The sequence below is a fragment of the Paenibacillus marinisediminis genome (assembly GCF_054343325.1).
Genome location: NZ_JBTGUH010000001.1, coordinates 609,525 through 636,494 on the forward strand (window position 1 = coordinate 609,525; position 26,970 = coordinate 636,494).

The 26,970-nt window shown below is 49.2% G+C and carries 22 protein-coding genes and 1 other annotated feature; of the genes, 5 read left to right on the forward strand and 17 right to left on the reverse strand.

What is annotated here, in order from left to right:
- Positions 1-80 precede the first annotated feature (80 nt).
- The 4 genes from ACXX53_RS02755 to ACXX53_RS02770 all read right to left on the reverse strand — a co-directional run bounded on the left by ACXX53_RS02755 (position 81) and on the right by ACXX53_RS02770 (position 2,734).
- Complete coding sequence (locus tag ACXX53_RS02755; protein ID WP_458567064.1) at positions 81-1,289, reverse strand: aminotransferase class I/II-fold pyridoxal phosphate-dependent enzyme; 1,209 nt, start codon at positions 1,287-1,289, stop codon at positions 81-83.
- An 11-nt stretch (positions 1,290-1,300) separates the two neighbouring features.
- On the reverse strand, positions 1,301-1,801 hold the full coding sequence (locus ACXX53_RS02760) for an Lrp/AsnC family transcriptional regulator (RefSeq protein ID WP_458567065.1): 501 nt from the start codon (positions 1,799-1,801) through the stop codon (positions 1,301-1,303).
- 230 nt (positions 1,802-2,031) lie between these two features.
- Complete coding sequence (locus ACXX53_RS02765) at positions 2,032-2,442, reverse strand: spore coat protein (protein ID WP_458567066.1); 411 nt, start codon at positions 2,440-2,442, stop codon at positions 2,032-2,034.
- 34 nt (positions 2,443-2,476) lie between these two features.
- Positions 2,477-2,734, reverse strand: coding sequence for a hypothetical protein (locus ACXX53_RS02770; protein WP_458567067.1), 258 nt, complete (start codon positions 2,732-2,734; stop codon positions 2,477-2,479).
- A gap of 103 nt (positions 2,735-2,837) precedes the next feature.
- Here ACXX53_RS02770 and ACXX53_RS02775 point away from each other — a divergent pair, with 103 nt between their 5' ends.
- Positions 2,838-4,076 (forward strand): NAD(P)/FAD-dependent oxidoreductase, encoded by a 1,239-nt coding sequence (locus ACXX53_RS02775; RefSeq protein WP_458567068.1) that lies wholly within the window; start codon positions 2,838-2,840, stop codon positions 4,074-4,076.
- 20 nt (positions 4,077-4,096) lie between these two features.
- On the opposite strand, the gene ACXX53_RS02780 is transcribed toward ACXX53_RS02775, so the two are convergent.
- Positions 4,097-5,302, reverse strand: coding sequence for an MFS transporter (locus ACXX53_RS02780; RefSeq protein WP_458567069.1), 1,206 nt, complete (start codon positions 5,300-5,302; stop codon positions 4,097-4,099).
- Positions 5,303-5,337: 35 nt separating this feature from the next.
- The gene (locus tag ACXX53_RS02785) at positions 5,338-6,090 is read right to left on the reverse strand and encodes a polysaccharide deacetylase family protein (protein WP_458567661.1); all 753 of its coding nucleotides are present in this window, start codon (positions 6,088-6,090) and stop codon (positions 5,338-5,340) included.
- Positions 6,091-6,361: 271 nt separating this feature from the next.
- Here ACXX53_RS02785 and ACXX53_RS02790 point away from each other — a divergent pair, with 271 nt between their 5' ends.
- A complete protein-coding gene (locus ACXX53_RS02790; protein ID WP_458567070.1) occupies positions 6,362-7,210 on the forward strand; it encodes a polysaccharide deacetylase family protein in 849 nt (282 codons plus the stop codon).
- A gap of 63 nt (positions 7,211-7,273) precedes the next feature.
- On the opposite strand, the gene ACXX53_RS02795 is transcribed toward ACXX53_RS02790, so the two are convergent.
- From ACXX53_RS02795 to ACXX53_RS02805, 3 genes are all read right to left on the reverse strand, one after another.
- Positions 7,274-7,807 carry a hypothetical protein gene (locus ACXX53_RS02795; protein WP_458567071.1) on the reverse strand — a complete coding sequence of 178 codons (534 nt, stop codon included), beginning with the start codon at positions 7,805-7,807 and terminating at the stop codon, positions 7,274-7,276.
- 167 nt (positions 7,808-7,974) lie between these two features.
- The gene (locus tag ACXX53_RS02800; RefSeq protein ID WP_458567072.1) at positions 7,975-8,394 is read right to left on the reverse strand and encodes a DUF350 domain-containing protein; all 420 of its coding nucleotides are present in this window, start codon (positions 8,392-8,394) and stop codon (positions 7,975-7,977) included.
- Between the two features lie 33 nt (positions 8,395-8,427).
- Positions 8,428-10,788: an endonuclease MutS2 gene (locus ACXX53_RS02805; protein WP_458567073.1), complete on the reverse strand. Its 2,361-nt coding sequence runs from the start codon at positions 10,786-10,788 to the stop codon at positions 8,428-8,430.
- A 263-nt stretch (positions 10,789-11,051) separates the two neighbouring features.
- Here ACXX53_RS02805 and ACXX53_RS02810 point away from each other — a divergent pair, with 263 nt between their 5' ends.
- Positions 11,052-11,414 carry a phage holin family protein gene (locus ACXX53_RS02810; protein WP_458567074.1) on the forward strand — a complete coding sequence of 121 codons (363 nt, stop codon included), beginning with the start codon at positions 11,052-11,054 and terminating at the stop codon, positions 11,412-11,414.
- Between the two features lie 205 nt (positions 11,415-11,619).
- Positions 11,620-11,991 (forward strand): cupredoxin domain-containing protein, encoded by a 372-nt coding sequence (locus ACXX53_RS02815; RefSeq protein ID WP_458567075.1) that lies wholly within the window; start codon positions 11,620-11,622, stop codon positions 11,989-11,991.
- 68 nt (positions 11,992-12,059) lie between these two features.
- On the opposite strand, the gene ACXX53_RS02820 is transcribed toward ACXX53_RS02815, so the two are convergent.
- The 4 genes from ACXX53_RS02820 to pheS form a co-directional block, all read right to left on the reverse strand.
- Positions 12,060-12,668, reverse strand: coding sequence for a CvpA family protein (locus tag ACXX53_RS02820; protein ID WP_458567076.1), 609 nt, complete (start codon positions 12,666-12,668; stop codon positions 12,060-12,062).
- Positions 12,669-12,682: 14 nt separating this feature from the next.
- The gene (locus tag ACXX53_RS02825) at positions 12,683-16,504 is read right to left on the reverse strand and encodes a hypothetical protein (RefSeq protein ID WP_458567077.1); all 3,822 of its coding nucleotides are present in this window, start codon (positions 16,502-16,504) and stop codon (positions 12,683-12,685) included.
- Positions 16,505-17,164: 660 nt separating this feature from the next.
- Complete coding sequence (gene pheT / locus ACXX53_RS02830) at positions 17,165-19,603, reverse strand: phenylalanine--tRNA ligase subunit beta (protein ID WP_458567078.1); 2,439 nt, start codon at positions 19,601-19,603, stop codon at positions 17,165-17,167.
- 35 nt (positions 19,604-19,638) lie between these two features.
- Complete coding sequence (gene pheS / locus ACXX53_RS02835; RefSeq protein WP_458567079.1) at positions 19,639-20,673, reverse strand: phenylalanine--tRNA ligase subunit alpha; 1,035 nt, start codon at positions 20,671-20,673, stop codon at positions 19,639-19,641.
- Between the two features lie 169 nt (positions 20,674-20,842).
- Positions 20,843-21,136: a binding site (T-box leader), on the reverse strand.
- Positions 21,137-21,289: 153 nt separating this feature from the next.
- Here pheS and ACXX53_RS02840 point away from each other — a divergent pair.
- Entirely contained in the window at positions 21,290-22,552 is a 1,263-nt protein-coding gene (locus ACXX53_RS02840) for an NCS2 family permease (RefSeq protein WP_458567080.1), read from the forward strand.
- A gap of 64 nt (positions 22,553-22,616) precedes the next feature.
- On the opposite strand, the gene ACXX53_RS02845 is transcribed toward ACXX53_RS02840, so the two are convergent.
- The 4 genes from ACXX53_RS02845 to ACXX53_RS02860 are packed head-to-tail and all read right to left on the reverse strand — an operon-like array spanning position 22,617 to position 26,874.
- Positions 22,617-23,684, reverse strand: coding sequence for a DUF4340 domain-containing protein (locus ACXX53_RS02845; RefSeq protein WP_458567081.1), 1,068 nt, complete (start codon positions 23,682-23,684; stop codon positions 22,617-22,619).
- The gene (locus ACXX53_RS02850) at positions 23,684-25,075 is read right to left on the reverse strand and encodes a GldG family protein (protein ID WP_458567082.1); all 1,392 of its coding nucleotides are present in this window, start codon (positions 25,073-25,075) and stop codon (positions 23,684-23,686) included. The genes ACXX53_RS02845 and ACXX53_RS02850 overlap by 1 nt, the downstream gene beginning before the upstream one ends.
- Before the next feature lie 4 nt (positions 25,076-25,079).
- The gene (locus ACXX53_RS02855; RefSeq protein ID WP_458567083.1) at positions 25,080-25,796 is read right to left on the reverse strand and encodes an ABC transporter permease; all 717 of its coding nucleotides are present in this window, start codon (positions 25,794-25,796) and stop codon (positions 25,080-25,082) included.
- On the reverse strand, positions 25,783-26,874 hold the full coding sequence (locus ACXX53_RS02860) for an ABC transporter ATP-binding protein (protein ID WP_458567084.1): 1,092 nt from the start codon (positions 26,872-26,874) through the stop codon (positions 25,783-25,785). The genes ACXX53_RS02855 and ACXX53_RS02860 overlap by 14 nt, the downstream gene beginning before the upstream one ends.
- Positions 26,875-26,970 lie beyond the last annotated feature (96 nt).

Genomic DNA, 26,970 nt, shown 5'->3' on the forward strand with positions numbered 1-26,970 from the left:
TAAATAATTTGAATATATCACGTATATTACCATGGTTTCAGTTGGAAAACTAGTGGTTTTTAGAATTATATACTATTTTTTCACATTTCTTGATTGATTTTGCGGATAAATTTACCGATTCGTTCGATAGCTTCCGTCAATTGAGTGACAGAAGTCGCGTAAGAGCAGCGAAGGAAGCCTTCACCACCTAGACCGAATACAGTGCCAGGAACGGCAGCCACCTTAGCTTCATATAGCAATCGCTGTGCGAACTCTTCGGAAGTCAGACCAGTCGATTGGATAGAAGGAAACGCGTAGAAAGCCCCTTGAGGTTCATGACATTCCAATCCAACCTCTCTGAAGCCCTTAACGACCAATCGTCGGCGCATATTATACGCCTCCATCATACGATCCTTCTCTTCATGTCCATTCTTCAGCGCTTCCAGGGCAGCGACCTGCCCCATAATCGGTGCGCACATAACCGTGTACTGATGGATCTTCAGCATCGCAGAGATCAACTCACGATGAGCGCACACATACCCCATCCGCCAGCCAGTCATCGCAAACGCCTTAGAGAAGCCACTGACTAAAATCGTCCGATCCTTCATGCCAGGTATTGAAGCAAAGCTTACATGCTTCTGGTCATACGTAAGCTCAGCATAGATCTCGTCCGAGATCACGATCAGATCATGCTCTTCAACAAGCTTGGCAATCGGCAAATAATCTTCATACGTCATGATACCGCCTGTTGGATTGCTTGGATAACAAAGAATAAGCACCTTCGATTTAGGTGTAATCGCTGCTCTCAGTGATTCTGCCGTCAGCTTGAACTCATCCTTCGCAAATGTCTCGATGCCTACCGGCACGCCTCCGCCAATGGATACGATCGGCGAATAAGAGATGTAGCTAGGCTCTGGAATCAGAATCTCATCACCAGGCTCAACAAGTGCGCGAAGCGCCAGGTCGATGGCTTCAGAGCCGCCTACCGTAACGATCATTTCCTTATCCGGATCATAGGTTACGTCGAATGACTCGTGAAGATATCGCCCAATCTCCTCACGCAGCTCAGGCATCCCTGAGTTGGATGTATACCGTGTCATGCCGCGCTCCAAGGAATACACGCAGGCTTCACGCACATGCCACGGCGTGCTAAAGTCCGGCTCACCTACGCCCAGTGTTATAATGTCTTTATTTCCGCTTACTAGATCGAAGAACTTGCGTATCCCTGATGGTGGAATATCCCGTACCAGAGGGTTTAGATATCGCTCCATCGGTCTTGTTGATTCCTTAGTGAATACTTCATTAGTCATATTCCATCACCTCACGGAGAAATTACAAGGCGGTGGTCGTCCTCATGATCTTCGAAGATGATGCCGTCCTGCTTATACTTCTTTAATATAAAATGCGTCTTGGTTGACAGCACAGATTCAATTGGGGACAGCTTATCCGATACAAAGTTTGCTACTTCACGCAAGCTCTTTCCCTCTACCTCAACCAAGAGGTCATATGCTCCCGACATCAAATAAACGGACTTTACTTGTGGAAACAGATAGATTCGTTCCGCAATGCTGTCAAAGCCTCTGCCTCTTTCCGGCGTAATCTGAACTTCGATCAGCGCAGTTACTTTCTCATCGTCAACCTTACTCCAGTTCACAACTGTGGCGTACTTAACGATGACATGATCAGCTTCCATTTCCTCAATCGCTGCACGCACCTCATGTTCTTCTGCTCCAAGCAGCGTTGCGATAAGATCAGGAGTGCGGCGCGCATCCTCCTTGAGCAAACCCAAGATCTTCAAGTTTAACTCGCTAAGTTCCTTCATTATTGCCCTCCCACGATTTATTCCGCTGTCAATTATGCCATTAATCGATATTCTCCATGCGAAACAAACCGATTTGTGATATGCAATTATGATACACCTATTGTATCTTCATGCCAAGAACCTGACTTGCATTGGACTCTAATAATTTGCCGCTTTAATGCGTTCAACCTATCTAAAAAAAGATCAATCAGCGCTGGCTGATTGATCTTTTTACGTAACCCGACCATTGTCTACATATACGAATGCCCGCCGGAAGTGTTATAACGCTGATCTTGCCCTGCGGATTGATTCTGGTTGTATGAGCTAGGATGCGCTGCATGCTGTCCCTGATTCGATTGCCCCAGCTTCTGCTGTACAAACTGCTGACTCTTTTGCTGCATCTGCTGATTCTGCTGATAAGCCTGCTCTACCGATTGCCGCAGCGCAGGTGAAGAAAGTGAGTACATATTCTGTTTCTGCATCAAATTATACAGATCGCCTTGCATGCGCAGCGTGCTGTTCGTCAGGTCCGTGAACATTTGACGGACAACAGGGCAATTCGCTTCAGTCGCTGCTGTCACATACTCTCGAACCGTCCTCTTCAAGTCAGCTAGAATCGTGTACATAAGATCTTCTTCTTGCATAAAGTTTGATGTATTCATGGGCTGTTCTTCTGGCTCCTTTCGAATAAGATTGTTATTGCTGCATATTGCTTTGCTGAGGATGGGTCGGCGCCATCTGGGTGTGATGCTGCAGAGCATTCAACAAGATGCTCATGTGCTGTTGATGAACCTGGACCATACTTGACAGCGCCTGCGCATTGTTTGATTGAGCGATGCAGGCAGCAGTAGCGGCGCATTGCTTCAACAACAGATCTTCGTTAGACAAAGAATCTGTAATATACTCCAGTTCCTTCGGCGTTAACGGCTTTGCATTCATTCCTGGATTGTGCATATCTTACATCTCCTTTCGTGCATGAACATGATGTATTATGCTTCAACAGATGGGGAATTATGTAATCGTTACCCACCAAAGTTAAGGAGAGGAGATCATTCCCATGGATCTGAAGTCTGGTACATTCCCTTGGATAGGGACCCTAGAGCCGAAATACACCTATCCTACGCTGGATGAAGATCTTAAGTGCGATACCGTGATCATCGGCGGCGGGATGAGTGGAGCGATACTAGCTTATGAATTAAGCAAGCAAGGCCAACAAGTTGTGCTGCTAGAGAAGCATGCGATTGGTACCGGCAGTTCTTCTGCGAATACGGGTTTACTACAATTTTGCAATGATAAATCAATATCTTCCTGCATTCATACCTTTGGAGAGAAGCACGGCATTAGATTCTATCAATTATGCAAGGAAGCCATTGATAAGCTGATCGCCCTTAAAGATGAACTGCTATTCGACACTCAGCTCATACTTAGAAGCAGTCTGTATTATGCCAGCTGTGAGGATCATGTTAAGCTTCTGAAGCAGGACTATGACATTCTTGTTCGTAACGGCTTTCCTGTCGAGTGGTGGAACGCTGAAGATGTCGAGCGGTCGTTTGGCTTTAAGAAGCCTGCCGCTATCGTTTCGCATGGTGATGCGGAAGTGAACGCATTCCGCTTTATCCATGCCCTGCTGCTGACAGCAGTAAAGCGTTATGGACTAAGAGTGTATGAGCATTCCAAAGTGAACCGTCGCACCAATACTGCAGATTCGATCGTCGTTACTACTGACGGCAGGCATCATGTGACAGCTCAACACGCTATCTTTGCTATGGGCTATGAGACGCAAGAGCTTAAGCGTGATCGCAATGCGAAGCTCGAAAGCACATTCGCAATCATGTCTGAACCGATTGAAGGACTCGATCAGGTGTGGCATGAACGCATGCTCATCTGGGAAACGGCGCGACCTTATTTATACATGAGAACGACGCCTGACCACCGCATCGTAGCGGGCGGACTAGATGAGTCGACCATGAATCCTGCGGAACGAGACCGCATGCTTCCACAAAAAGCGAAATTACTAGAACAAGAGGTCATGAAGCTGTTTCCATCGCTTGCACCGATTCGATTCTCACATGCTTGGAGTGCAGTATTCTGTTCTACGCATGATGGCTATCCATACATAGGCGCACATCCCGACTATCCGCGATGCTATTTTATTGAGCCCTACGGGGGCAACGGAACGGTCTACTGCATGATTGCGGCAGAGATTATTCCTGCCTTAGTCACACAAGGCAATCATCCTGATGCAGATCTGTTTCGCCTTGATCGATCACCGCACCCGTCACCATTTTCCGAATAAGCTATGGAAGATTTCTCGTGCTAAGACTTAGCAGCCCTTCTCGATGCAATCAGATTCTTCATGAACCATGCACTTGCTACTGGGACGCAGCCGATAATCGCCAGAAATAACACGATGACATGTATCTCAGTGGACCAGCTGACGACCATAATAAATATTCCGATTGAAATGATTCGACCAACCAATAACCCGGATTCTCGTACAACGGTTAGTTCCACGCGATTCTGAGCCGCTTGATCGCTCTCTCCCATCAAATCAAACGTGACAGAGGTCATCGGTATCGTAAAGAAAGGAGAAGCAAGCGCCATTCCGATTCCGAATAGCAACAGGTTAAAGTAATTGACTCCGAAAAAAAGAGGAATAACGGTTAAAGCCATGACCGTAGATCCCCACAGCATCCCATTACCTCGATAGTGTGAGCTGAGCCATTTGCCAACAACATAAAATGAAACCAGAGCCGCGATTGAGGTGAACAGCGTATAGTTCCCTAGCTTGACCTCATTGGTTGTAGCTACGAACACGATTAGCCCTATTAAAAAGCCGTAAGCTCCATCACGTACGCCCTGAAGAGCTAATGCCAAGCTCGTTACTCGCCATGGGCTCTTAGCATCCTTCCAGACACGCAGGGGAATGGACCAATCATACTGTCCTTCCGGAGGCCGCTTCTTCAGCCAAAAGCTAAGTACAACCCCAAAAGCAAAAATGATCAAAGAAGCGGAGAACATCAACTTATACCCTCTGCCGCCGAATGCACCTATTAGTAGACCTGATGCCCAAGGAGCAATCATCGATGAAGCTGAGCCGATCAACCCTACCCAGCCATTAAAGCGATCTCGGTTATCCGCGTTTGTAACTTCAAAGTAAACGACATTAAAGGACAGCCAGAAGGCACCCAACGCCGCGCCCATCAGCAGTCCTAACAACCATATCCAATTCACGGCATCTTTCCCTAAGAAGAGAACAACAGCATAAAACAGACCTGCTAATATGATGCCGGTACGCAGAACATTCATTTTATTGTGTTCCTTCACCCATTTGCCGCCAATGACAAAAACTGCTCCTAAAGCGAACTGCTGCACTAACGCAAACCAGCCAATAAGGGAGTAATCCGGCTTTACCTTCCACAGAAAGACGTTTACAAACGTTCCAGACAATGCGTTAGCGCAGGCAAATAAACCAAATACGATCAACAGCAGCCATGATTGACGATCTAGACGAGCTTGCATGATACCCCCTCCTCATTTCCATATTTGCTGGAGCATTATTTGGAATCGGATTGCGAATCAACAAGCTGTGACCCAGAATGTTTGAGCAGTTCAGTGACAGTTACAAATTGAAAGCCTTGCTTCTTAAGCTCAGGCAGTATGATCTCCAGCGCCGCCTTCGTCTGCGAACGACCGCTCACAAAATCGTGAAACAGCACAATATCCCCATTGCGCGCATTATTCAGCACCTTCTCCGTAATCCGATTCACACCAGGCAAGCTCCAATCCCTTGTATCTTGATGCCAAGACCACATAATCGACTTCAGCGGGATACTCTTCGCCGTATTTACGATAAGATCGTTGTACATCCCCCCAGGAGGTCTAAACAATGTGGGTTCGTAATTAGCCGCTGAACGTATGGCCTGTTGTGTCTGCTCCAGCTCTTGTCGGATCCTCTGTTCACTTGTATGGCGATCAAAGTAAACGTGGTTATACGTGTGGTTAGCGATCTCGTGTCCATCCGCTAATATGGTTCGAACAAGCTCGGGATATCGAGCTACTCGTTTTCCAATTACGAAGAATGTGCTTTTCGCTCCATATTGATTAAGCAGTTTCAATATCTCGGTCGTTTGACGCGGATCTGGACCGTCGTCAAAGGTCAGGGCGATCAGCTTCTGCTTGGTCTTGACCTCCCAAATAATATCCCCCCGCTTTTCATAATAAAGCCTATCCTTCTTGGCAGGCGCGCTGTATGCGGGAGTGCAGATTAACATGAAACATAGCGTAAACATGACCATCTTTTTAAGCATATCGTTCTCCTTACTCACTGTGATATCGTTCCCAATAAGCTGGGATGCACAGACTTCTTGCTGTAGATCAAATGCGATTGTATTATTTTGCGTCAAATAGCTTATTTCAGTCATGGCCATTTATTGACACTACGGTTAAAAGCAAATCAGCTTGTGAAAGGTATAAGTGAGCAGAATTGCAGCTATATACAATATAACGTCCATCTAAGATTGGTTGCCGTGAATGGTTATCATTTAGGGATAGAAAATGTTCAAAGGAGCCGCTAATGCGATGTTACGTAGAGGAATTGCAGTATTATTAGCATTTATACTTGTCTCAGTTGTTTTCCCGATTGCCGTGCATGCGAGCGCCAAGCCATTGTACAAGGATTCTGTTGCTGTGCTCATGTATCATCACATTCACGATCAGAATAAGAGCTCGAGCACAATCGAAACGAAGCTGTTTCGAGAGCAGCTTATGTATTTGAAGAAACGGGGATTTCACTTTATCTCGATGAGGGAATTTCGCCAGTATATGAATGGAGCTAAAGTACCTCCTAATGCGGTGCTGGTTACATTTGATGACGGATATGAAAGCTTCTACACCCATGTATATCCGATCTTGAAGGAATTCAATATTCCCGCAGTAAACTTCTATATTACCAAGCATTTGAAGGGAGCGTATCCTAACGGTGTACCTCATATGCGGCAACATCATTTGGCTTATTTGAAAAATAATCAGCTTGGAAACGAGGTCCAATGTCACACGCATAACATGCATCATAAACAGAACCGTAAATCAGTAGTGGTTAGACAGTTGGCCGTATCAGCCACAGAACGAGAAAGCCGCCAATCCTACCACCAACGCTTAATCACAGATACGTCAACCTGTATAAAGCTGCTGTCCCCGTACAATAACAACCCAATCGACAGTCTGTCTTATCCATTCGGTCAGTACTCAGCAGAAGCGTCCCGCTTCATGCGCATGTCGGGTATTCGGTATGCATTTACGATTGAGCCAGGGCTCGCTGTCCGATCTGCACATACGATGTTCATTCCGCGCATCAATGCAGGGAATCCCGCTATTACTCCCGCTATGCTGGTTAATAAGATTGCCGCACAAGTGACTCGCAGAAATTAAAACGCCAGAGTTATGGTCTCAAATGAGAACACAGCCCTGGCGTACTTTGAGATATGTCAGTAATTATTGATCAGATTCACTTAACTGGCGAATCTGTTCCTTGAGCGAATCACGTTCATCTTGCCCTAGACGTTTCGTCACTTGGAAACAGGAAGAGCACACATATACATCTAATTGAAATGGAGCCTGCACCATTCCTGTCTTGCATCCTTCTCGGACATGCGGCTCAAACGATTGCTGGCTCACCGTCTCGCGGCCAATCAGCATCATATATTCTCTGCATTGTGAGCATTCCGGTACATCCAACTGCTCCTGCAGCACCCGGTCCACGCCTTCTTGATACTTCATATCATCTGCAGAGGCGAATAGCATCGCTTCGTCTCCCCATCCGAAGTTAGACCAACCCTTCTCCTCAGGTTCATCCTGTTCATCTGCAGCATCTTGCTTCATGTCATCCTCGTCTACCTCAATCGGTACATTCAAGGAACGATATTCTTGCAATTCATTATGACAGTATGGGCATTCTTCTTCTGGACCAAGCACCTCATCCCATACTATTTCCGTAGAGCACCATGGACAGACTGTATGTGTTGTCATGTTTCATTCACCTTCCATTGTCAATCTTGACTAAATGTTTATCCAATATACGATCCCAATGATAAAAAATACTGCGGCCAATGCAAATAATGTCCCCCACAAATATTTCATGCGCAGTCTTCCTCCACCTTAAAGTCGATAGCATCAAACATACAAGCCAGCGTTCATCACTTCAAACTCGCGCCAATAATGTAAGACAACGACACGGATATAACCATTGCGAGCAATCCAACTGCTCGATTATCCTTCGATATCTCCTTATCCAAACGAAAGAAAGGCATCAGATATCCGAACAAGAAGTATGCAATCAACAACAGCACATATCCGACTATCGCCCAAGATAAGGATGCGTACAACGATTCATGAGCTTCTATACCGAAGCGAAAAATGTTGCATATACCGAATATTTTTCCGCTAGTAGCCATGGCGACGCTGATGTTGCCTTTCTTGATCTCATCCCAGCATTTATAGGGGGTGACCAATTCAAAGATCGACAGCAGGATCACCAAGGCTAAACATGCTACTGAAAAATAAGCGGCCATCGCAAAGTAAGGATTACTCAACCATTGCTCAATCACCTGTCCCATCCTTCCCCTCCCATCGTCAACATGGAACGACCGTTACTTAATCTCCGCTACTGTAACCCCTGCTCCGCCTTCACCATAATTGCCTAGTCGGAAGCTCTTCACGTGCTTATGTCTGCGCAAAAACTCCTGAATTCCTGTGCGGAGCACACCAGTGCCTTTGCCGTGAATAATATAGACTTGCCCCAGGTTGGACATAATCGCTTCATCCAGAAAACGATCCACTTCCATGATCGCCTCTTCCAGATTCTCACCGCGCAGGTCAAGCTCTGTCCGTGTATTCTCATCTCGGGTACGCTTAACCGTTGTTGCCGTCTGCTGCTTCTTGACGGGCTGCGCTTGAACAGGAGTAACGAGCTCAAGATCATCCTTGCTGACCTTCATCTTCAAAATGCCAAGTTGAACTACGGCTTCGTTATCGCTCATCTCAACAACATGGCCCTTCTGATTCAAGCTGTAGACCCTCACTTCATCTCCAGGGCCGATCTTACGCGGCGCTTTGGCAGGACTCGCTGACTTTACACCAAGCTTCTTGGCTGGCGCTGCTTCATCCAGACGTTTGCGCGCTTCGGTCAGCTTATGTTCCTTGTATTCGGCGCCTTCCATAGCTAGCTGGCGAAGCTCTTGAATGATCTGCTCCGCTTCCTTGCGCGCCTTGTCAACAATGGTCCGCGCCTCTTCTTCAGCGCGTTCAACACGCTTCTGCTTATCAGCCTCGAACTTCTCCTGCTGCTCCTTCAAGCCGCGCTGAAGCTGCTCATTCTCTTTCCTCAGCTGCTCTGCGGATGCATGCTCTTCTTCCGCACGCTTACGGTTCGATTCAAGGGAAGCGATCATCGTTTCTACGCGTGTATCTTCTTCCGTAACCTCGCCGCGCGCATATTCAATAATAGCTGTGGATAATCCGAGTCGCTCTGCAATCGCAAACGCATTGCTTCGTCCAGGAACGCCGATCAGCAAGCGATAAGTAGGACGCAATGTTTGCACATCGAATTCCATACTCGCATTAATGATGCCTTGGCGCTCATAGGCATACGCTTTGAGCTCAGGGTAGTGTGTCGTAGCGATAATTCGACAGCCCATTGAATGCATATGCTCCAGAATGGAAATCGCAAGCGCCGAGCCTTCCGCAGGATCTGTACCGGCTCCAAGCTCATCCAAGAGCACGAGGCTCTTAGGCGTCATTTGTCCTAATATTCGGATGATATTCGTTAGATGGCTTGAGAACGTACTAAGACTCTGTTCAATGCTCTGTTCATCGCCAATGTCCGCATATATTCCGTCAAAGACGCACATCTGGCAGCCTTCGTCAGCCGGAATAAACAAGCCTGACATCGCCATCAGGCTCAGCAGACCTACTGTCTTCAGCGACACGGTCTTACCACCTGTATTCGGTCCTGTGACGATGATGGATGTATAGGAGTTGCCTAGCTCTAGATCAGTCGGTACAACCACGTCACGCGGAATTAATGGATGACGACCGCGCTTCAGCTTGATGAAGCCGCGATCATTCATAATCGGCTTCGCGGCTTTCATCTCGAAGCCATAACGCGCCTTGGCGAACATAAAATCAAGCATGCCAACGAGCCCTGTATCATACAACAGCGCTTCAGCTTGTTCGCCAACGAGATCTGTCAAACGGGACAAGATCCGTTCGATTTCCCGCTCCTCACGCAGCTTCGTTTCACGAAGCTTATTGTTCATGGCCACAATTGATTCCGGCTCGATAAACAAAGTCGCACCAGAGCTTGATTGATCGTGGACGATACCGCCAAAGTGAGAGCGGTATTCCTGTTTAACCGGAATAACATAACGGTCATTGCGTATCGTCACTAGCTGCTCCTGAAGCATCTTCGCCGTACTCTGTGAGCGAATAAGCGATTCCAGCTTCTCACGAATACGCGTCTCTCCGATTCGAAGCTCACGGCGTACTGTAGCAAGCTCTGCACTCGCCTGATCAAGCACTTCACCTTGTTCGTCCACACATTGGCGAATGGCATCCTCCAGAGGCTTCTGCTCACTGAATTGCTCCACTACATGCTTCAACAGCTCAACAGGTTCTTCATCATGCACACTTTCAATATGTCTGATCAAGCGTCGAGACGCATTCGTCAACGCCGATATGTCCCATAATTCAGATGGGCTCAAAATACTTCCGATTCTGGCACGCTTTACTGCTGGGCGAATATCCTTTACACCCGCAAACGGAGCTCCGCCTTTCAGACGATCAACCGTTAAAGCTTCGTCAGTTGCTTGCAGCCTGCGCTTTACTTCATCCAGCATGATGCTTGGTGTGAGCTCCAACACCAACTGCTCTCCTAATGATGTAGCTGTATGCTTAGCCAGGCTTTGCAATATTTTATCATATTCTAAAGTTTTAAATATTTTAGGATCCAATCGCAGTCACGACTCCTTTCGTCAAACTCATTATAGCCGAATCAAACCTTAAGAGCTATGTATAGCTGTGTCGGCTAGGTTATGTTGTCCATGCATACATAGTTCGTACAACCCGGGATACACTAATTGTTGCACAAACTGTCCCCTTAATAATCAAGAATGATTGAACTGTGAGCGAACTGTACAAATAATGGCGAGCTTATATTCAGAAGCTTACCTTGCTCACTAAGACAATCAAATTTAACACAGAGGAGGTTAATGATATGAATTTTCTCGGTCATGTAGTTCGATTTATCGTATCCGCTCTGGTGCTGATGTTCACATCATGGCTTGTACCAGCCTTTTCAGTCGGTGGTTTCTGGAGCGCCTTGTTCCTTGCATTGATTATCGCGCTTATCGGCTGGGGTATCGAAGCATTATTTGGTACCCGTGTGACTCCGTTTAGCAGAGGGGTCGTCGGTTTCCTCGTAAGTGCCCTCGTTATATACGTCGCGCAATTTTTTGTCGGCGGTGTCAGTGTATCGATGATCGGTGCGCTGTTAGCGGCGCTTGTAATCGGTCTGATTGACCTGTTCATTCCGATGGGCGCACCATACGATCAGAAAGAAAATAAGGAACAAGTATAGATCTAAACAAGCATAATTTGTCGGTGATGTAAATCACAAAAATAGCGATCGTCACATAATTGTAACATCATCCTTCCAATATTCGACAGGATTTCTAGGTGTGAATGCGTATATTTATTTCATATACGATGATTCAGCCGTTCTGTTGAAGCTCATTTCACGGACAATGGCTGGCCGTAGAAGTGACATGGGAGGATGCACTATTATGAACAAGAAAGTAACGATCGCTGCAGCCATGATGGCACTTGCCTTAGCGCTGACAGCATGCGGCAGCGAGAATAGCGCTTCATCTGCTGAACCATCTGCAAACGAAACGGCTGCTTCTGAAGTTGTCATTAAAGCCGTCAATTATAAGTTCGAGCAAGAGGAATACCGTGTCAAAGCTGGTGAGCCCATCAAGTTTGTGTTGGAGTCTACTGGCAATCACGGACTAAAGATTGAAGAATTAGGGCTCGAGCTTTCCCCTAAAAAATCCAGCCAGGTTATCACTCCTAAAGTTGGGACATACGACTTTAAATGCAACATATTGTGCGGCCCCGGACATAACGGAATGACATCAAAGCTAATTGTCGAGTAAACTGCAATGCGCAAGCCGTTCGCTCTTTTGAAGCAGAGCGGGCGGCTTGCGCATATATGGTTCAACCTTTACAACCACTGAGCCCATTGAACAGCCTCTGCAAACCAGATCGGCAGCCATTCTCCCGTTTTCGCGAACCAATAAGAATCTGCTGCAAGCGAACGTACATTGCCACTTGGCCAAGCCATCAGCAGAATGTATATGATACACCATAAGCATATAAATTGTCCGATGCCGAGCAGAGCTCCTGTGTATCGATCGAATCGTCTGATTGGGCGCATCGATGTCATCTTAGTCAACAAATGCCTAATCAGCCATAATCCCAACAGGATAAAGGCAAACAGTATGCTAAAGGCGATGACAGCATGCAGAACATGCTGTGATGCGGCCTCACCTTGCTCAAGCGCACTGATCGTTGATGAAGTGGATACCTCGTTCGTAAATATTCGTTTACGGACCCAAGGTATCAAGTATTCATAATTTTTCGCAGCGATGATAAATGCAGCCGCATAACCGAACAGCGACAGAACCAGCGAGCGCAGCCCTCTGTATGCGCCCCAGATGATGCACAGGATCAAGCCGATTAGTATAAGCCAATCCAGCTCGTTCCACGCTGCGAACAAATTCAATACAGAATTCCATATATGAACCAATTGATTTACAACAGCTTCCCACATCTCAGCAGTCCATCCTACTTACCAAGATCCATCATTTCCAACCATTCGTTAAACTCACTCTTAAGCTTGCCGTATTCATCCTGCAATGCTTTCAGATCCTGTTCAACAGCCGCAGCCTTCTTCTGCTCCAGCTCACGTTCGATCATCGAGAGTCTGTATTGGTGAGATATCATTTCAAATTGCTCCTGCAATTCCTGCAGATCCGCTTCATTGATGGTGCTTGTCGCAGCCGCTGCTTCTCTGGCAGCTGTCTCAAGCTGAAGTTGAGCTTCTTCAAGTCGTTGCTCCGCATCTTCAGCCAATGCTTGATAGCGAGCCGTACTATGAGCGGCTTCTTCATAAGCTTCTCTAAGCCCGTCCAGCTCCGCTTTCGTTGACGTAAACTCGGCTTGAATCTTCGCCAATTCGGTACGAGCATCTGCAAACTCGCCATTCATGTGCTCGATATCACTCGTTGACTTTTCGTGCTTTGCCTGCAGTTGATTTATCCGTTCTACTTGAGCATCTCTCTCTTGTACGGTTTGCTTCAATTGTTCTCGAATCGATGCTGCCTCAGTTTCCAGTTTAGTCAGCTTGTTGGCGTAATCTTCTTCAAGCTTGCGCGTCTTGATCTCCATATCGTGATTAGTTTGAGCCATGGACTCATCCACTTTTTCCTGCAAATCATGCACACAGCGTTCCATTGTTTCAAGCAGCTGACGATGGTAAGCTTCCTTCGCCTCGGCAAGCGCTTGTTCGTGTACTTCCTGCTCGCGCGCTGACGCTTCACGCGCTTCGTTAAGCTGCGCTTGCAGCAATATGTATGCGTCGCGATCTGCTTGAGTCTGCGCTTCCAGCTGCTCGATTGTTTCATGCTCAGCTTGCATTTGTGCTTCTAGCTGCTCACGCTCCTCGCGTTCAGCCTGCATCCGCGCCTCCTGCTGTTCGCGCTCTTCCAGCGCTGCCAGTACCTGCGCTTTTAGCTGCTCACGCTCTTCGCGCTCCGCCTGCATCTGCGCCTCCAGCTGCTCGCGCTCCTCCAGCGCTGCCAGCACCTGCGCTTCCAGCTGCTTGCGTTCCTCGCGTTCCGCCTGCATCTGCGCCTCCAGCTGCTCGCGCTCCTCGCATTCCGCGTGCATCCGCGCTTCCAACTTCTCGCGCTCCTCGCGTTCCGCCTGCATCCGCGCCTCCTGCTGTTCGCGCTCTTCCAGCGCTGCCAGCATCTGCGCCTCCAGCTGCTCACGCTCCTCACGTTCCGCCTGCATCCGCGCCTCTAGCTGCTCGCGCTCTTCCAGCGCTGCCAGCACCTGCGCTTCCAGCTGCTCACGCTCTTCGCGCTCCGCCTGCATCCGCGCCTCCTGCTGTTCGCGCTCCTCAAGCGCTGCCTGCACCTGCGCTTCCAGCTGCTCGCGCTCCTCGCGTTCCGCCTGCATCCGCGCTTCCAGCTGTTCGCGCTCTTCCAGCGCTGCCAGCACCTGCGCTTCAAGCTGCTCTCGCTCCTCGCGTTCCGCCTGCATCCGCGCCTCCAGCTGCTCGCGCTCCTCGCGCTCCGCATGCAACCGCGCTTCCAACTGCTCGCGCTCCTCGCATTCCGCGTGCATCCGCGCTTCCAACTTCTCGCGCTCCTCGCGTTCCGCCTGCATCCGCGCCTCCTGCTGTTCGCGCTCTTCCAGCGCTGCCAGCATCTGCGCCTCCAGCTGCTCACGCTCCTCACGTTCCGCCTGCATCCGCGCCTCTAGCTGCTCGCGCTCTTCCAGCGCTGCCAGCACCTGCGCTTCCAGCTGCTCACGCTCTTCGCGCTCCGCCTGCATCCGCGCCTCCTGCTGTTCGCGCTCCTCAAGCGCTGCCTGCACCTGCGCTTCCAGCTGCTCGCGCTCCTCGCGTTCCGCCTGCATCCGCGCTTCCAGCTGTTCGCGCTCTTCCAGCGCTGCCAGCACCTGCGCTTCAAGCTGCTCTCGCTCCTCGCGTTCCGCCTGCATCCGCGCCTCCAGCTGCTCGCGCTCCTCGCGCTCCGCCTGCATTCGCGCCTCCTGCTGTTCGCGCTCCTCCAGCGCTGCCAGCACCTGCGCTTCAAGCTGCTCACGCCCCTCGCGCTCAGCCTGCATCCGCGCTTCCAGCTGTTCGCGCTCTTCAAGCGCTGCCAGCATCTGCGCTTCCAGATGCTCACGCTCCTCGCGTTCCGCCTGCATCCGCGCTTCCAGCTGCTCACGCTCCTCGCGCTCCGCCTGCATCTGCGCTTCCTGCTGTTCGCGCTCCTCCAGCGCTGCCAGCACCTGCGCTTCCAGCTCAACGCTTGCTTCCTGTTCAGCCGTAAGCTTGTCCGCAAGCTGCTCTCGGGCTTGACGCTCAGTCTGCAGTTCTCCCTGCGACTTCTTCAGCGCTTCTTCCCACTTAGACTCGGTCTGAGCTTTCTGTGCAACAAGCTCATTACCTCTATCCTCAAGCTCCTTAATCAGCGCTTCATAGGTTACTCGGTCTTCCTTCGATTGCTCTATCGCTTCAGCCTGACGCTCTAGATCTGCTTCCATCAGAGCAGCCTTCGCCTGCATATCTTCGATTTCCTGATTGGCTTCGTCACGAGCACGCATCAGTCGCTCCATCTCAACCTGCCGCGCACGGTCTAGTTCCTCCGCTCGGCTAAGATGACCTTCGAGCTGTTGGATACGATTCTCCGCTTGCTTCCAGCTATTATCCCACTCATCAATCATTGCAGCTTCATGCTCGTCTCTAGCAAGCTTCAGCGATTCCAATGCTTGATCATGCACAGCTTGGAGCTCTTCCACTTCTTTCTTATGCGCAGCTTGAAGCCCATCAATTGCCAGCTTATGCGTACGCTTCAACTCTTCAACAGCAGCAGTATGCGACTGCTTAAGCGAATTAAGCTCCTGTACGGCGGCGGACAGCTTCTTCTGCCACTCTTGCTCCTTCTGCTTCAGCATAGCAGCGTGCCGCTCCGCAGCCCCTTGAGCTGATGAGGCATGCTTCGACTCCATCAGCTTCAGCGCTTCAGCCTGCTCTTGCTTCAAAGCATCGATCATCGCTGTATGCTGGACAAGAGACTGATCAAGCTCTTGCTTATGTGCTGCTTGAAGCTCATCCACAGCCGATTTATATGCCTTCTGCTCCGCTGCCAGCTGCGCTTCATATTGCTCGGCTGATTCGACAGCAGCCTTCTCCAAGCTATCCTTTACAGAAGACAATGCTTGCTCATGCTGCTTATTCAACGCGGCTACTCGATTAGCAAGCTCCTGCTGATGTTCCCGCTTCTCCTTCTCCAACTGCTCGTGGGAACGATTGAGCTTCTGCTCGCCTTCCAACAGCTTGCGCTTCAAGTCTTGTTCTCTGCTGTTAAGCGTTTGTACTTTACGATCCAGCTCCTTCTGCTGCTCTTGCAGCTTCATGAGGCGCTCTTCGAGCGCTTGCTTGTCTGTCTTCAATTGATTCGCCGTATCTACCGCTTGCTTCTCCGAAGCAATCAGTCGGTTCAGCTTTACTTCGTGCTGCTGATTCAATTCCTTTAGCGACTCGGCATGTCGACTCGACAGCTGAGCTTGCTCTTCTTCCAAACGCTGAGCCGTTTCCTTCAGCATCCGTTGCTCTTGGTTCAGCTCACTAAGCTGAGTGCTAAGCAACTGATTATTGTCCTTGAGCCGCTGCACTTCTTCGGCGATATGTACTGCTGATAGTACGGCAATGCGCGGGATATCGAGGCGCGGGTTAGCTTCAGCGATTCCTCGCATATGCTCGTCCACAGACTCTGCAATACTCCGCATATATTCCTTGCTTGTCGTACCTATAATTTTGTATTGTGAACCATATATCTCAACTGTGACCCGATGTTTATCAGATGAGGTCATACGTACGTCCTCCTTATAACCGTTTCCTATATACGAGATGACAATCGTCATCTAATGCTGTTCTTGTGCGATAATTCCAACCTGCTGCTTATGCGAATATCAGACCCAAGTGGACATACGATCCGTTATTTGCCGCAAAACCGTTATACTGCCATACTTGCGGACCGTGGTTCCGCTATTTGCACGAAATAAGTAGAATAGCATGCAAACGGAAGCGAATAACGGCTTCTGTGACCGTTAATGTCCAAATAATGCCGTTATATTGCAATATAACGGATCCTGTGTCCGTTTCAACGGGGATGATCGCCTAACGATAAACAAATTTTACTGACTACCGCTAATTGTCACCACTGCTTCAAACATATTCTCACTTAGCACTCAGCGCCAGCAAGGCATTGGAATTATGAAAATAACTCTTTTCTTCAAATCTATTTTAATCTCTTGTAATTGTTCGATACCCATAAGTATATTTCCTCCTGCTAAGCCCCAAACTTATCGCTGTAACAAGGGAAATATTTGTTGGATGAGCCTACTCACGGTACCCCTACTACCATCTTGTATGATAACGGCAAAAAGGGCAACCCCCTCCCCCCAGCATATGTAAAAACAATATCTGGATAAGAATGGGTTGCCCTCTAAAACACGGGTCACGCCTACCTATTATTTTCTTAATTCTACGCCTTCAGCCTCTAGCGCAGCAACGACACGGCCGTGAAGCTCCGTAATCTCTTCGTCCGTAAATGTACGGTCCGGATGACGATATACGAGCGAGATCGCTACGCTCTTCTTATCAGCAGCAATTCGATCCCCTGTATAAACATCAAATACTCCAACTGAATCCAGCAAGCTGCCAGCTTCAGCTTTCGCCTTGTTGAGCAGATGCCCGATCTCAGCTCCACGATCCATCACGAGCGCCACATCACGCTCAACAACCGGGAAGCGAGGAAGCGTACGGTACTCGATCTTGAAGTCAACAGCGTCGATGATCGGCGCGATAAGCACTTCTGCCACGTAAGTTTCACCAAGATCCTTGCTCCGCTGTACATCTGGATGGATCTGACCCACAGTACCGATGAGTTGCTCGCCTTCGCCATTGCTCAGATAGACGGAAGCAGAGCGTCCTGGGTGGTAGCCTGCTGGACGATCAGCGGCATAACGGATTCGATCTGTCAGCCCAAAGTGTGCGAACAAGCTTTCCAGCGCCCCCTTCATATCATAGAAGTCAACCTTCGCAGCTTGAACATTCCATTGAGAAGCGGAGCTCTTTCCTGTCATCAGCATAGCCAGCACCGGCGTCTCTTCCGGAAGCTTAGACAATGTATCTTCATCCGTCATATAGACGCTGCCAATCTCGAACAGCGCAACATCTTCAATCTTGCGATTGAGGTTATAGGAAGCTACATCAAGCAAGCTAGGAATAAAGCTTGTACGCAGCACGCTGCGATCCTCACTCATCGGCATGGACAACGCAACTGGCTTAACATCGCCTGACAACGCCGTAAAGAGAGTCGTATCAGCAGGATGCGTGAAAGAGTACGTGATCGCCTCATGAAGACCGCCTGCAGTCAATACACTGCGGATTTCGCGGCGGATGCGCTGCGATGTCGTCAGACGACCAGGTGTCGTTGCTCCCTCGATTGGTGTAGTCGGAATGTTGTCGTAGCCATACAACCGCGCAACTTCTTCGATCAGATCCACATTCAGCGTAATATCGCCGCGGCGCGCAGGCACACGCACTTCAAATGTATCACCGTCAGCCAGCGTCGCATCGAATCCGAGGCGGTTCATAATGCTCTGAATATCTGCCGCTGTGAGCGCTGTTCCCAGCATCTGGTTCGTCTTCTCAACGGTCAAATGAATGATAGTCGGTTCCTGAGAAGCGTTCTTCTCCTCAACGATACCAGCAGAGATAGTGCCCCCTGCCAATTCGCGCATCAGTTCCGCAGCGCGGTTCAGCGCAGGAATTACCGCTTCAGGGTTCACTTCCTTCTCGAAGCGCTGTGAAGCTTCCGAACGAAGACCCAATTGACGGGACGTCTTGCGCACGATACCGCCATCGAACTTCGCGGATTCGAGCAGGATGTTGACCGTTCCATCTGTCACTTCAGAATTAAGACCGCCCATCACGCCTGCAAGCGCGACTGGCTTCTCTCCATCTGTGATGAGCAGCATATGCGGCTCCAGCTTGCGCTCTTGATCGTCCAGCGTAACAAGTACTTCATCCTGATGAGCCATGCGAACTTCAATGTGGCCGTTAGCAAGCTTATCTGCATCGAACGCGTGCAGCGGCTGACCGTATTCGAGCATCACGAAGTTCGTAATGTCCACAATGTTGCTGATTGGACGAATGCCTGCAGCAAGCAAGCGATTCTGCAGCCACAGCGGGGAAGCGGCTACTTTAATGCCGGAGATATAGCGGGCAGCATAATGGCTGCAGCCTTCCGGCGCGCTGATCTTAACCGAGATATGTGCGGAAGCAGCGTCGCCCGCTTCTTCCACCTTGCTCTCTGGCAGCTTCACTTCACGATTAAGAATAGCGCCTACTTCATACGCCGCGCCCAGCATACTCAGACAGTCGGAGCGGTTAGGTGTCAGATCGAACTCCAGCACATGATCGTTCAGCTCCAGCACTTCAGCAATGGCTGTTCCGATCTCTGTGTCAGCTGGAAGTACGAGAATACCTTCCTGCATTTCTTTAGGCAGCAGCTTGTCGTTCATGCCAAGCTCTTTCGCTGAGCAAATCATACCCTGCGATTCAACGCCGCGCAGCTTCGCGCGCTTGATCTTCATGCCGCCTGGCATAACAGCGCCGATCATGGCTACCGGCACCTTCTGTCCAGCGTCCACATTTTTCGCGCCGCATACGATCTGCAGCTTTTCTTCCTGACCTACATCCAATGTACATACACTGAGCTTATCAGCATCTGGATGCTGTACACGCTCTACTACATAACCAACTATAATATTGTCGAGCCCTTGATTGCGGTTCTCTACTACATCGATTTCGATTCCCGCTCGAGTGATCATTTCCGCCAATTGCTCCGCATCTACGCCAGAGAGATCGACATATTGCGATAACCATTTATAGGATACGTTCATCGTTTGTCCCCTTCCTTTCTCTTCGTCCCTGAACCTTACAAGCGATCAAACTGCTGCAAGAAACGGACATCATTGGTATAGAAATGACGAATATCGTCAATGCCGTATTTCAACAAAGCGATCCGTTCAACGCCCATGCCGAACGCGAAGCCGGAGTACACTTCAGGGTCATAGCCGCCCATCTCAAGCACCTTTGGATGCACCATACCGCAGCCGAGAATTTCAAGCCAGCCTGTATGTTTGCACATCCGGCAGCCGTCGCCGCCGCATTGCACACAGGTTACGTCCACTTCAGCGCTTGGCTCTGTGAACGGGAAGAAGCTCGGACGCAGACGAATCTGCATGTGCTCGCCGAACATTTCACGAACGAACTCCAGCAGGGTGCCTTTCAGGTCGCTCATACGAATGTTCTTGTCGATAACCAAGCCTTCGATCTGATGGAACATGAAGGAATGCGTTGCGTCGTCGTCATCGCGGCGGTATACCCGTCCAGGGCAGATAATCTTAACTGGAGCATCGCCTTTCATCTTCTCCATTGTGCGAATCTGCACAGGTGAAGTCTGAGTACGCATCAGAATATCTTCTGTAATGTAAAATGAATCCTGCATGTCGCGCGCAGGGTGGTTCTTCGGAAGGTTCAGAGCTTCAAAGTTATAATAATCGCTCTCTACCTCCGGTCCTTCAGCTACTTGATAACCCATTCCGATGAAGATATCCTCGATCTCCTGGATAACTTTGTTCAGAGGATGAACCGCTCCGCTTGCCAATGGACGCCCTGGCAAAGTAACGTCAACCTTTTCGGTTTGCAGCTTGCGCTCTGTCTCCTCGCGAATGAACGCTTCCTGCTTCGTATTGATTACCTCTTCAATCGCGCTGCGCACATCATTGGCCACTTGACCGATAAGCGGACGCTCCTCCGCGCTAAGAGCTCCCATCCCGCGCAGTATTTCTGTGAGCTCCCCTTTCTTGCCCAGCACCTTGATGCGTAAATCGTTCAGCTGCTGAATGTCCTCAGCACCTTGCAGCTCCGCGAGCGCACGATCGCGCAGCGCTTGCAAACGCTCCTTCATCTTCAGTTCCTCCTTTAGTTCCTAGCAATTTTTCAGAAAAATAAGCCAAATACGAAAAACTTCATTCGAAGTATTTTCAACATTATGCGGCCGCTAATTACGGCAAATGTATTGCGATTAGAAATGGTCAACAGCTTCTGTAATCGCAAAAAAGGCCCTCCCGTCTCCATAAAGGGACGAAAAGACCGTGGTACCACCCTAATTAGACATCAGCTTGCATCGTATAAGCAGTGGAAGATCCACTAGATATCGAGCGCTTATATGTCTCACTCAGCACGACGATAACGGATCGCTGCCGGGATACTCTACAAGAATGGCGGACTATTGGTTAGTCTCGGCTGTTCGTTCAAGCTCCTGCTCCGGAGTGAATTTCGGCAAGTCCTACTTCAAGGATGCTCTCAATCTTCGGCAACCTTTCCCTGTTAAGCGGTACATGCTTACTTGTCTCCATCACTGCATGTCAGTTCACTCACACAATGTGTAAGTATAATATCATGAATACCCCTTATTATAAGCAAGATTCGCACTTTTATGCAATAGGCATGTTCTCGCGCCTTTCGTGCAACACTAAAGAAGATATTTTCTGGTATTGCACGGTTAATAAGGAGGATCACTTATGGTCAATTGGCGGAACGAGATCATAGCGGGCTGCGTGAGCTTTTTCGCGGTTATGTACATTATCATCGTAAATGCTACAATTCTGGTGGACGCCGGAATTCCACTGCAAGCGGGAATGATCGCTACCATTATAGCCTCCGCCGCAGGAAGTATTCTGATGGGCTTGTGGGGAAAGGCGCCTATCGTGCTTATACCAGGTATGGGCATTAATGCGATGTTCACCTACACGCTCGTTAATGGTATGGGACTATCCGTCTACCAAGCACTGTTCACCGTGACTGCTTCGGGTGTGCTGTTCGCTATTATTGTATTCACTCCGCTCCTAAACAGATTGCAGTCCGCACTGCCTGAATCATTGCTTGAAGCCGTTACCGTCGGCATTGGCCTACTGCTCGTACTTATCGGATTGAGCAAAGGCGGCATTATCACTTCGAACCCAGCCAGCATCATCGCACTGCGCTCCTTTGCTGAGCCTGAACCGATCGTCACGATGATAGCTCTGCTTATCACTAGTATCCTCTATATTCGCAAGATTCCCGGCGCGCTGCTGATCGCCATCGTGCTGGGCACCGCGCTTGCTTATGCGGCGGGAATTCGCCCAAGTTCCGGCATATCCGGGAACATCCAAGCCGGTTGGAGCGAGTACGGCGCGGCATTCGGGTCACTTTCACCAAGCGGAATGCCGTGGCTCTCCTTTGCGGCAGGCGTATTCGCGCTGACACTTGTGCTGTTGTTCGAGCACATCGGACTGCTGCACGCCCATCTACACACCAGCGGCACTTCGGATCGCATGCGGCCTGCCCTGCAGGCATCTGCGATATCCGTTATATTCAGCGGCATCGCCTCCACCAGCCCGACGGTTTCCGCGGCGGAATCCGCGGCGGGCGTATCGGCGGGCGGCCGTACCGGTTGGACAGCCATTACAGCCGGCCTGCTGTTTATCGTCAGCCTGCCTACTCTGCCTCTCCTGCTGCTTATTCCGGATCAGGCAGTTGCGCCTATTATCATTTTTATCGGTGGATTAATGATGCCCCCTGTACGCAAGATACCATTCGAGACGCTGCATGAAGGCATTCCCGCCTTCTTCATCATTGCCTTTATTCCGCTTATGAACAGCATCATCGACGGAATGGCCATCGGATTTGTCAGTTATGCGGTGCTGCATGTGGCTGCAGGTAAACGTAAAAGTCTGCCGTCCACATTCTACATCATCGCGCTGCTATTTATCGCGTATCTCATTCTGCAAGCCTTTATTGCTTAGCGCGCCTTATTCAGACACAAGGAAGAGCCTCGCACGGCCATAGTCGCGCGGGGCTCTTCAACAATTATCCCTTATCAGCTTCAGTATCCGATTGCTGAGGCTGTACATCCTTCTTCAGCAGCTCATCCAAGCTATGCTGAAGATCGTCTAATTTTTCCTTCGGAATCGCGATTGCCCATTCACTTCCTTCTGGGACAATCCATACGTTATCTTCTACGAGATAGCCCTTATACTGCTTCGATTGTATGTCTGACATGGAGGAGCCGTCCAGCTTGTCCATTGTGATTGACAATGACATCACTTCTTTGCCCTTCACCACTTCAGACGCTAAACGAGGCAGCTCTGTAGCAGACTGGAATCGAAGATCATTCAGCCATGCCAGCACATCGGTTGCTTCAAGCTCCTTCTTATTGATCTTCCATTTCAAGGAGTCAGACTGCTCAGTTCCCTTAGATTGATCCGAGGATTCAGCTTGTTCCGATTGACCGGTTTGATCTGCCGATTTCGCTTGCTCTTCACCAGCCTTCAGCTTAACCGCGCTGTAGCTCTTCTCATTCATGCTCCATTCGAAATCCGTTACTTGGTCGGATACGAATTCAAACGGTTCATTCGCTGTAAAGTTAAGCACGTCTTTATTCAAAGAGGCAACCTCATATTCATCCAGTGCGTACACATTACCGCCACCCGCTTCGCTTCCGCCTAAACGAGCATAGACTTCCCCAGCTATCGGAGCCGCATCTCCAATATCAAGCTGTATCGTCTTCCCATCTTTCAGTGTAACCTCATAAGAGGCGGATGGTGAACTCAAACCGTACTTCTCTAGATCAGCCGCTTGTTCTTCAACCAACGATTGAAGGGACAGCTCAACGAAGTTGTTAATCCAATTGTCTACACCGTATTGGTTAATCGGATAAGCTTGAGGAAGCTCCATCTTCCAGTTCTCATTATCCTTTACAAGCTTAACCTCTTCTTTCGCTTGTTTAAGCGTGAAACTTGTGATCTGATCAGCTTCCACCTTCAATAACGGGACATCTTCAGCAGACTGTTCACGGAAGAAATCTTGACTCGCAGCATACCAGAATCCACCTACACACAACACAACTGCAACAAGGGTTGGCATCCACTTTTTCATCAGCCTTTTCTCCTTCTCCACCACAGCACAGCCCCGATCATAAGCAGCACCAATGGGAACAACACGACAGTCGTGGTAAGGATCCAACTAGCCTGAGTCGGTGTCAAATAAGCAAGCTGATAAGCATCATTCTGGCGAGGTCTAATGGTTACCTGGTTATCCTTCTCCTGCAGCCATGCCACACTATTCAAGGCAAAGTCGCGATTTCCCTGCGTGTAAATGTCGTCATTCAACAGATTCGTCACGCTGCCCATCACAACAGCCTTAGGCTTGCCATCCGTCGTGCTGACTGCATACCCAAGATTGAATGGACCTTGCAAATCCTTGTCGTCATTAGCAGAGCCTTCTCCTGTCATCAAGCTCTTCAGATCTGTCTCGCCATAAGCTTTATCCGTCGTCTTCATGATCGGCTCTACATTATATGCCGCACCTTCTCCTTCTACCTTCTTCAAAGGTACTGCCAATGATAGAAGTGATACCTTCTGATACTCCTCCAGCTTAGCGGTGATATCATGACCAGCATACTCCGGCACAATCGTAAATGGATCGTGCAGAATGCTCTTCTTCGGCTCTACAACGACCGCTGGTTCGTACTGAACGCCGAGCGTTCTTAGCAGAGAAGACAGGTTTGGCCAAGCATTCGCCATGTCCTCATTGAATCCAAGGGATATATACAGCTTGCCGTCGCCTTTCACATACTCCTCCAGCACTGCAAGCTCCTTGCTGCTAATATCCTGATTCGCGCCGAGCAAGAAGATGGCATCTGCATCTTTTGGTATAGCGCCTTCTTCGTACAGATTGAGCTCGCTAAGCTCCACATTTTCCTGCGCCAAGCTTGAAGCGAACACACTCATTTGCTGAAGCGGCGCTTCTTCATGTCCAGTCAGCACATAGCCTTTGGTTACTTTATCATCAACCAAGCTCTGAATAGCTGCAGTCATCTTCTCTTCACCAGTGAACTGATACTCTCCAGGGGCTTGACCCAAGTTGAACATTTCATATAATCCGATTACATTCCGCTTATCCCCGCGTTCAAACACGATCGAACTGCTCGAGAGCTGATACTTCTTCGCCAAGGAAGGCTCCTGATACAAATCGTATTTCTCATACTTAATCTTGTTGCTCGCTTGTGCATACTGCTGCGCGATATCCTCTACTTCACGAGTCAGCATCGGATCTTCTGCTGAACTCATAAACAGCTTCATCGTAATATCTTCATCCAGATTCTGCAGCGTCGTCAACGTCTGTTCTGACAAGGTAAAGCTCTTGTTTTTGGTCAAATCCCATTGAAAGCCGCTTAATGACCCTAGAAAAATAGTCGTGACGATGAAGATGCCAATGACAGCAACGGAAAATACGAGAGAATTAATTCCTCTTAATCTTTTCTTCATAGTTCTACCTCCACCGTTTCCGTTCCAGGATCTGCACGCTCAAGAAGACGAACAATGCCGACATCATGATGAAAAACAGCATATCCGCGCCGTTAATAACACCCTTCATGAATGATTCAAGTCGACGATCCAGCGCAAAATGAACGAGCAGATCATTCATTTTACCGTTGCCAAGACCAGCCGCGTAGTCCATCAGCCAGAACACCATAAGCATAACGAAGGCCGCGATTCCCCCGACCATCTGATGCTGAGATAGAGTTGAGGCGAACAATCCGACCGCTGACATGGCACAGGTAAGCAGAAACATCCCCAAGACAGAGGTCATAATAATACGAATATCCATGTCGCCGAAAAATGACATGACGATCGGATACAGCAAGCTCGTTCCAACGAGCACAGCCATCAGGACTACCGATGCCGCATACTTGCCCAGCACAATCTCGTAGATCCGCGCAGGAGATGTGAGCAGCAGCTCGTCAGTCCCTAAGCGGAATTCATCCGATATGAGCCGCATCGTCAGGAGTGGTACGACTAAAAGAAACATAAATGTCGCGTTCATCGATACAATGCGGAAGTCAACTATGGATGGCTGATACATAACAAAATTGATATAGAAAAGCAGGCTGGTTACGAACACGTAGATCGAGAGTGCGACATAAGTGGTAGGCGACACAAAATAAGCCTGCAGTTCTTTGCGAAATATGGCATTAAACCGCCTCATCATCAATCACCTCTTCTGTCGTCAAGCGCTGGAACACTTCTTCCAGACTTGTCTTCTCACTCTTCATCTCCAGAATAGGATAGCCCACTTCCGCCATCGCATAGAATAGCGATTCACGTATATCCAAGCCTTCCTTCGCTTTAACTCGTACGTGAACCGTATCACTATCAACAGCAGCATGGTCTTGGCTCGAAGCCGAAGACTCTGCTTCACTGTCTTGTTCAGGCTCGATATGATCTTGTATCTCGGTCTTATGCTGCTCTTGTTCTGTATCCTCTACCTCTGACAAGTCGTCGCTAGCTTGTGTGTGTTTATCAAAAATAACCTCTTCCACTTCCGGTATGCCGCCGATACAAGTGATCACCTGCTCCGCAGGTCCTTTTACTTCCAAGCTGACACCTGCTGCCTGTCCCATAACATCACCGAGCCGATCAGGCTTCTCATCCAGTACCAGCTTGCCTTGATTAATGATAATCACTCGATTGCACAGCGAATTAACCTCCGGAAGAATATGTGTGCTCAGCAGCACCGTATGCTGCTCACCCAGCTCCCGAATCAAATTTCTGATCTCCGAAATTTGATTCGGATCTAAGCCGGATGTCGGTTCATCCAATATCAGAAGCTCCGGCTTATGAATGATCGCTTGCGCCAGACCGAGCCGCTGTTTATAGCCCTTTGACAGACTCCGTATCAATTGGCGTTCGCGACCATGGAGGCCAAGCATATCGACCATCTCTTCGATCCTCATTTTCTGTTCACGCGCGGACACATCCCGCAGATCAGCGACGAAGCGAAGATAGGCGTGAACTGACATATCCGGATAGAGCGGAGGTGTCTCCGGTAAATATCCAATCTTGCTCCTCACCCGATGCGTATCCTCCGACATCGATATGCCATCGATGCGAATCGTTCCGCTTGTTGGCAGCAGATACCCTGTAATAAGCCGCATAGTCGTCGTCTTGCCAGCTCCGTTCGGGCCAAGGAAACCGATGATCTCTCCTCGCTCCATCGTAAAGTCGATGTTTTGAACGCCCCTTTGGTTCTCAAACCACTTGCTGACATCTTGAACTTCAAGCATAACGCTCCCCCTTCAATTGGTTAAAGTACGATCCTATGAAACGCATGTTGTCCTTTAACTAACTGTAAGCAGGAAACCCTAAAGCAACCTTAAATC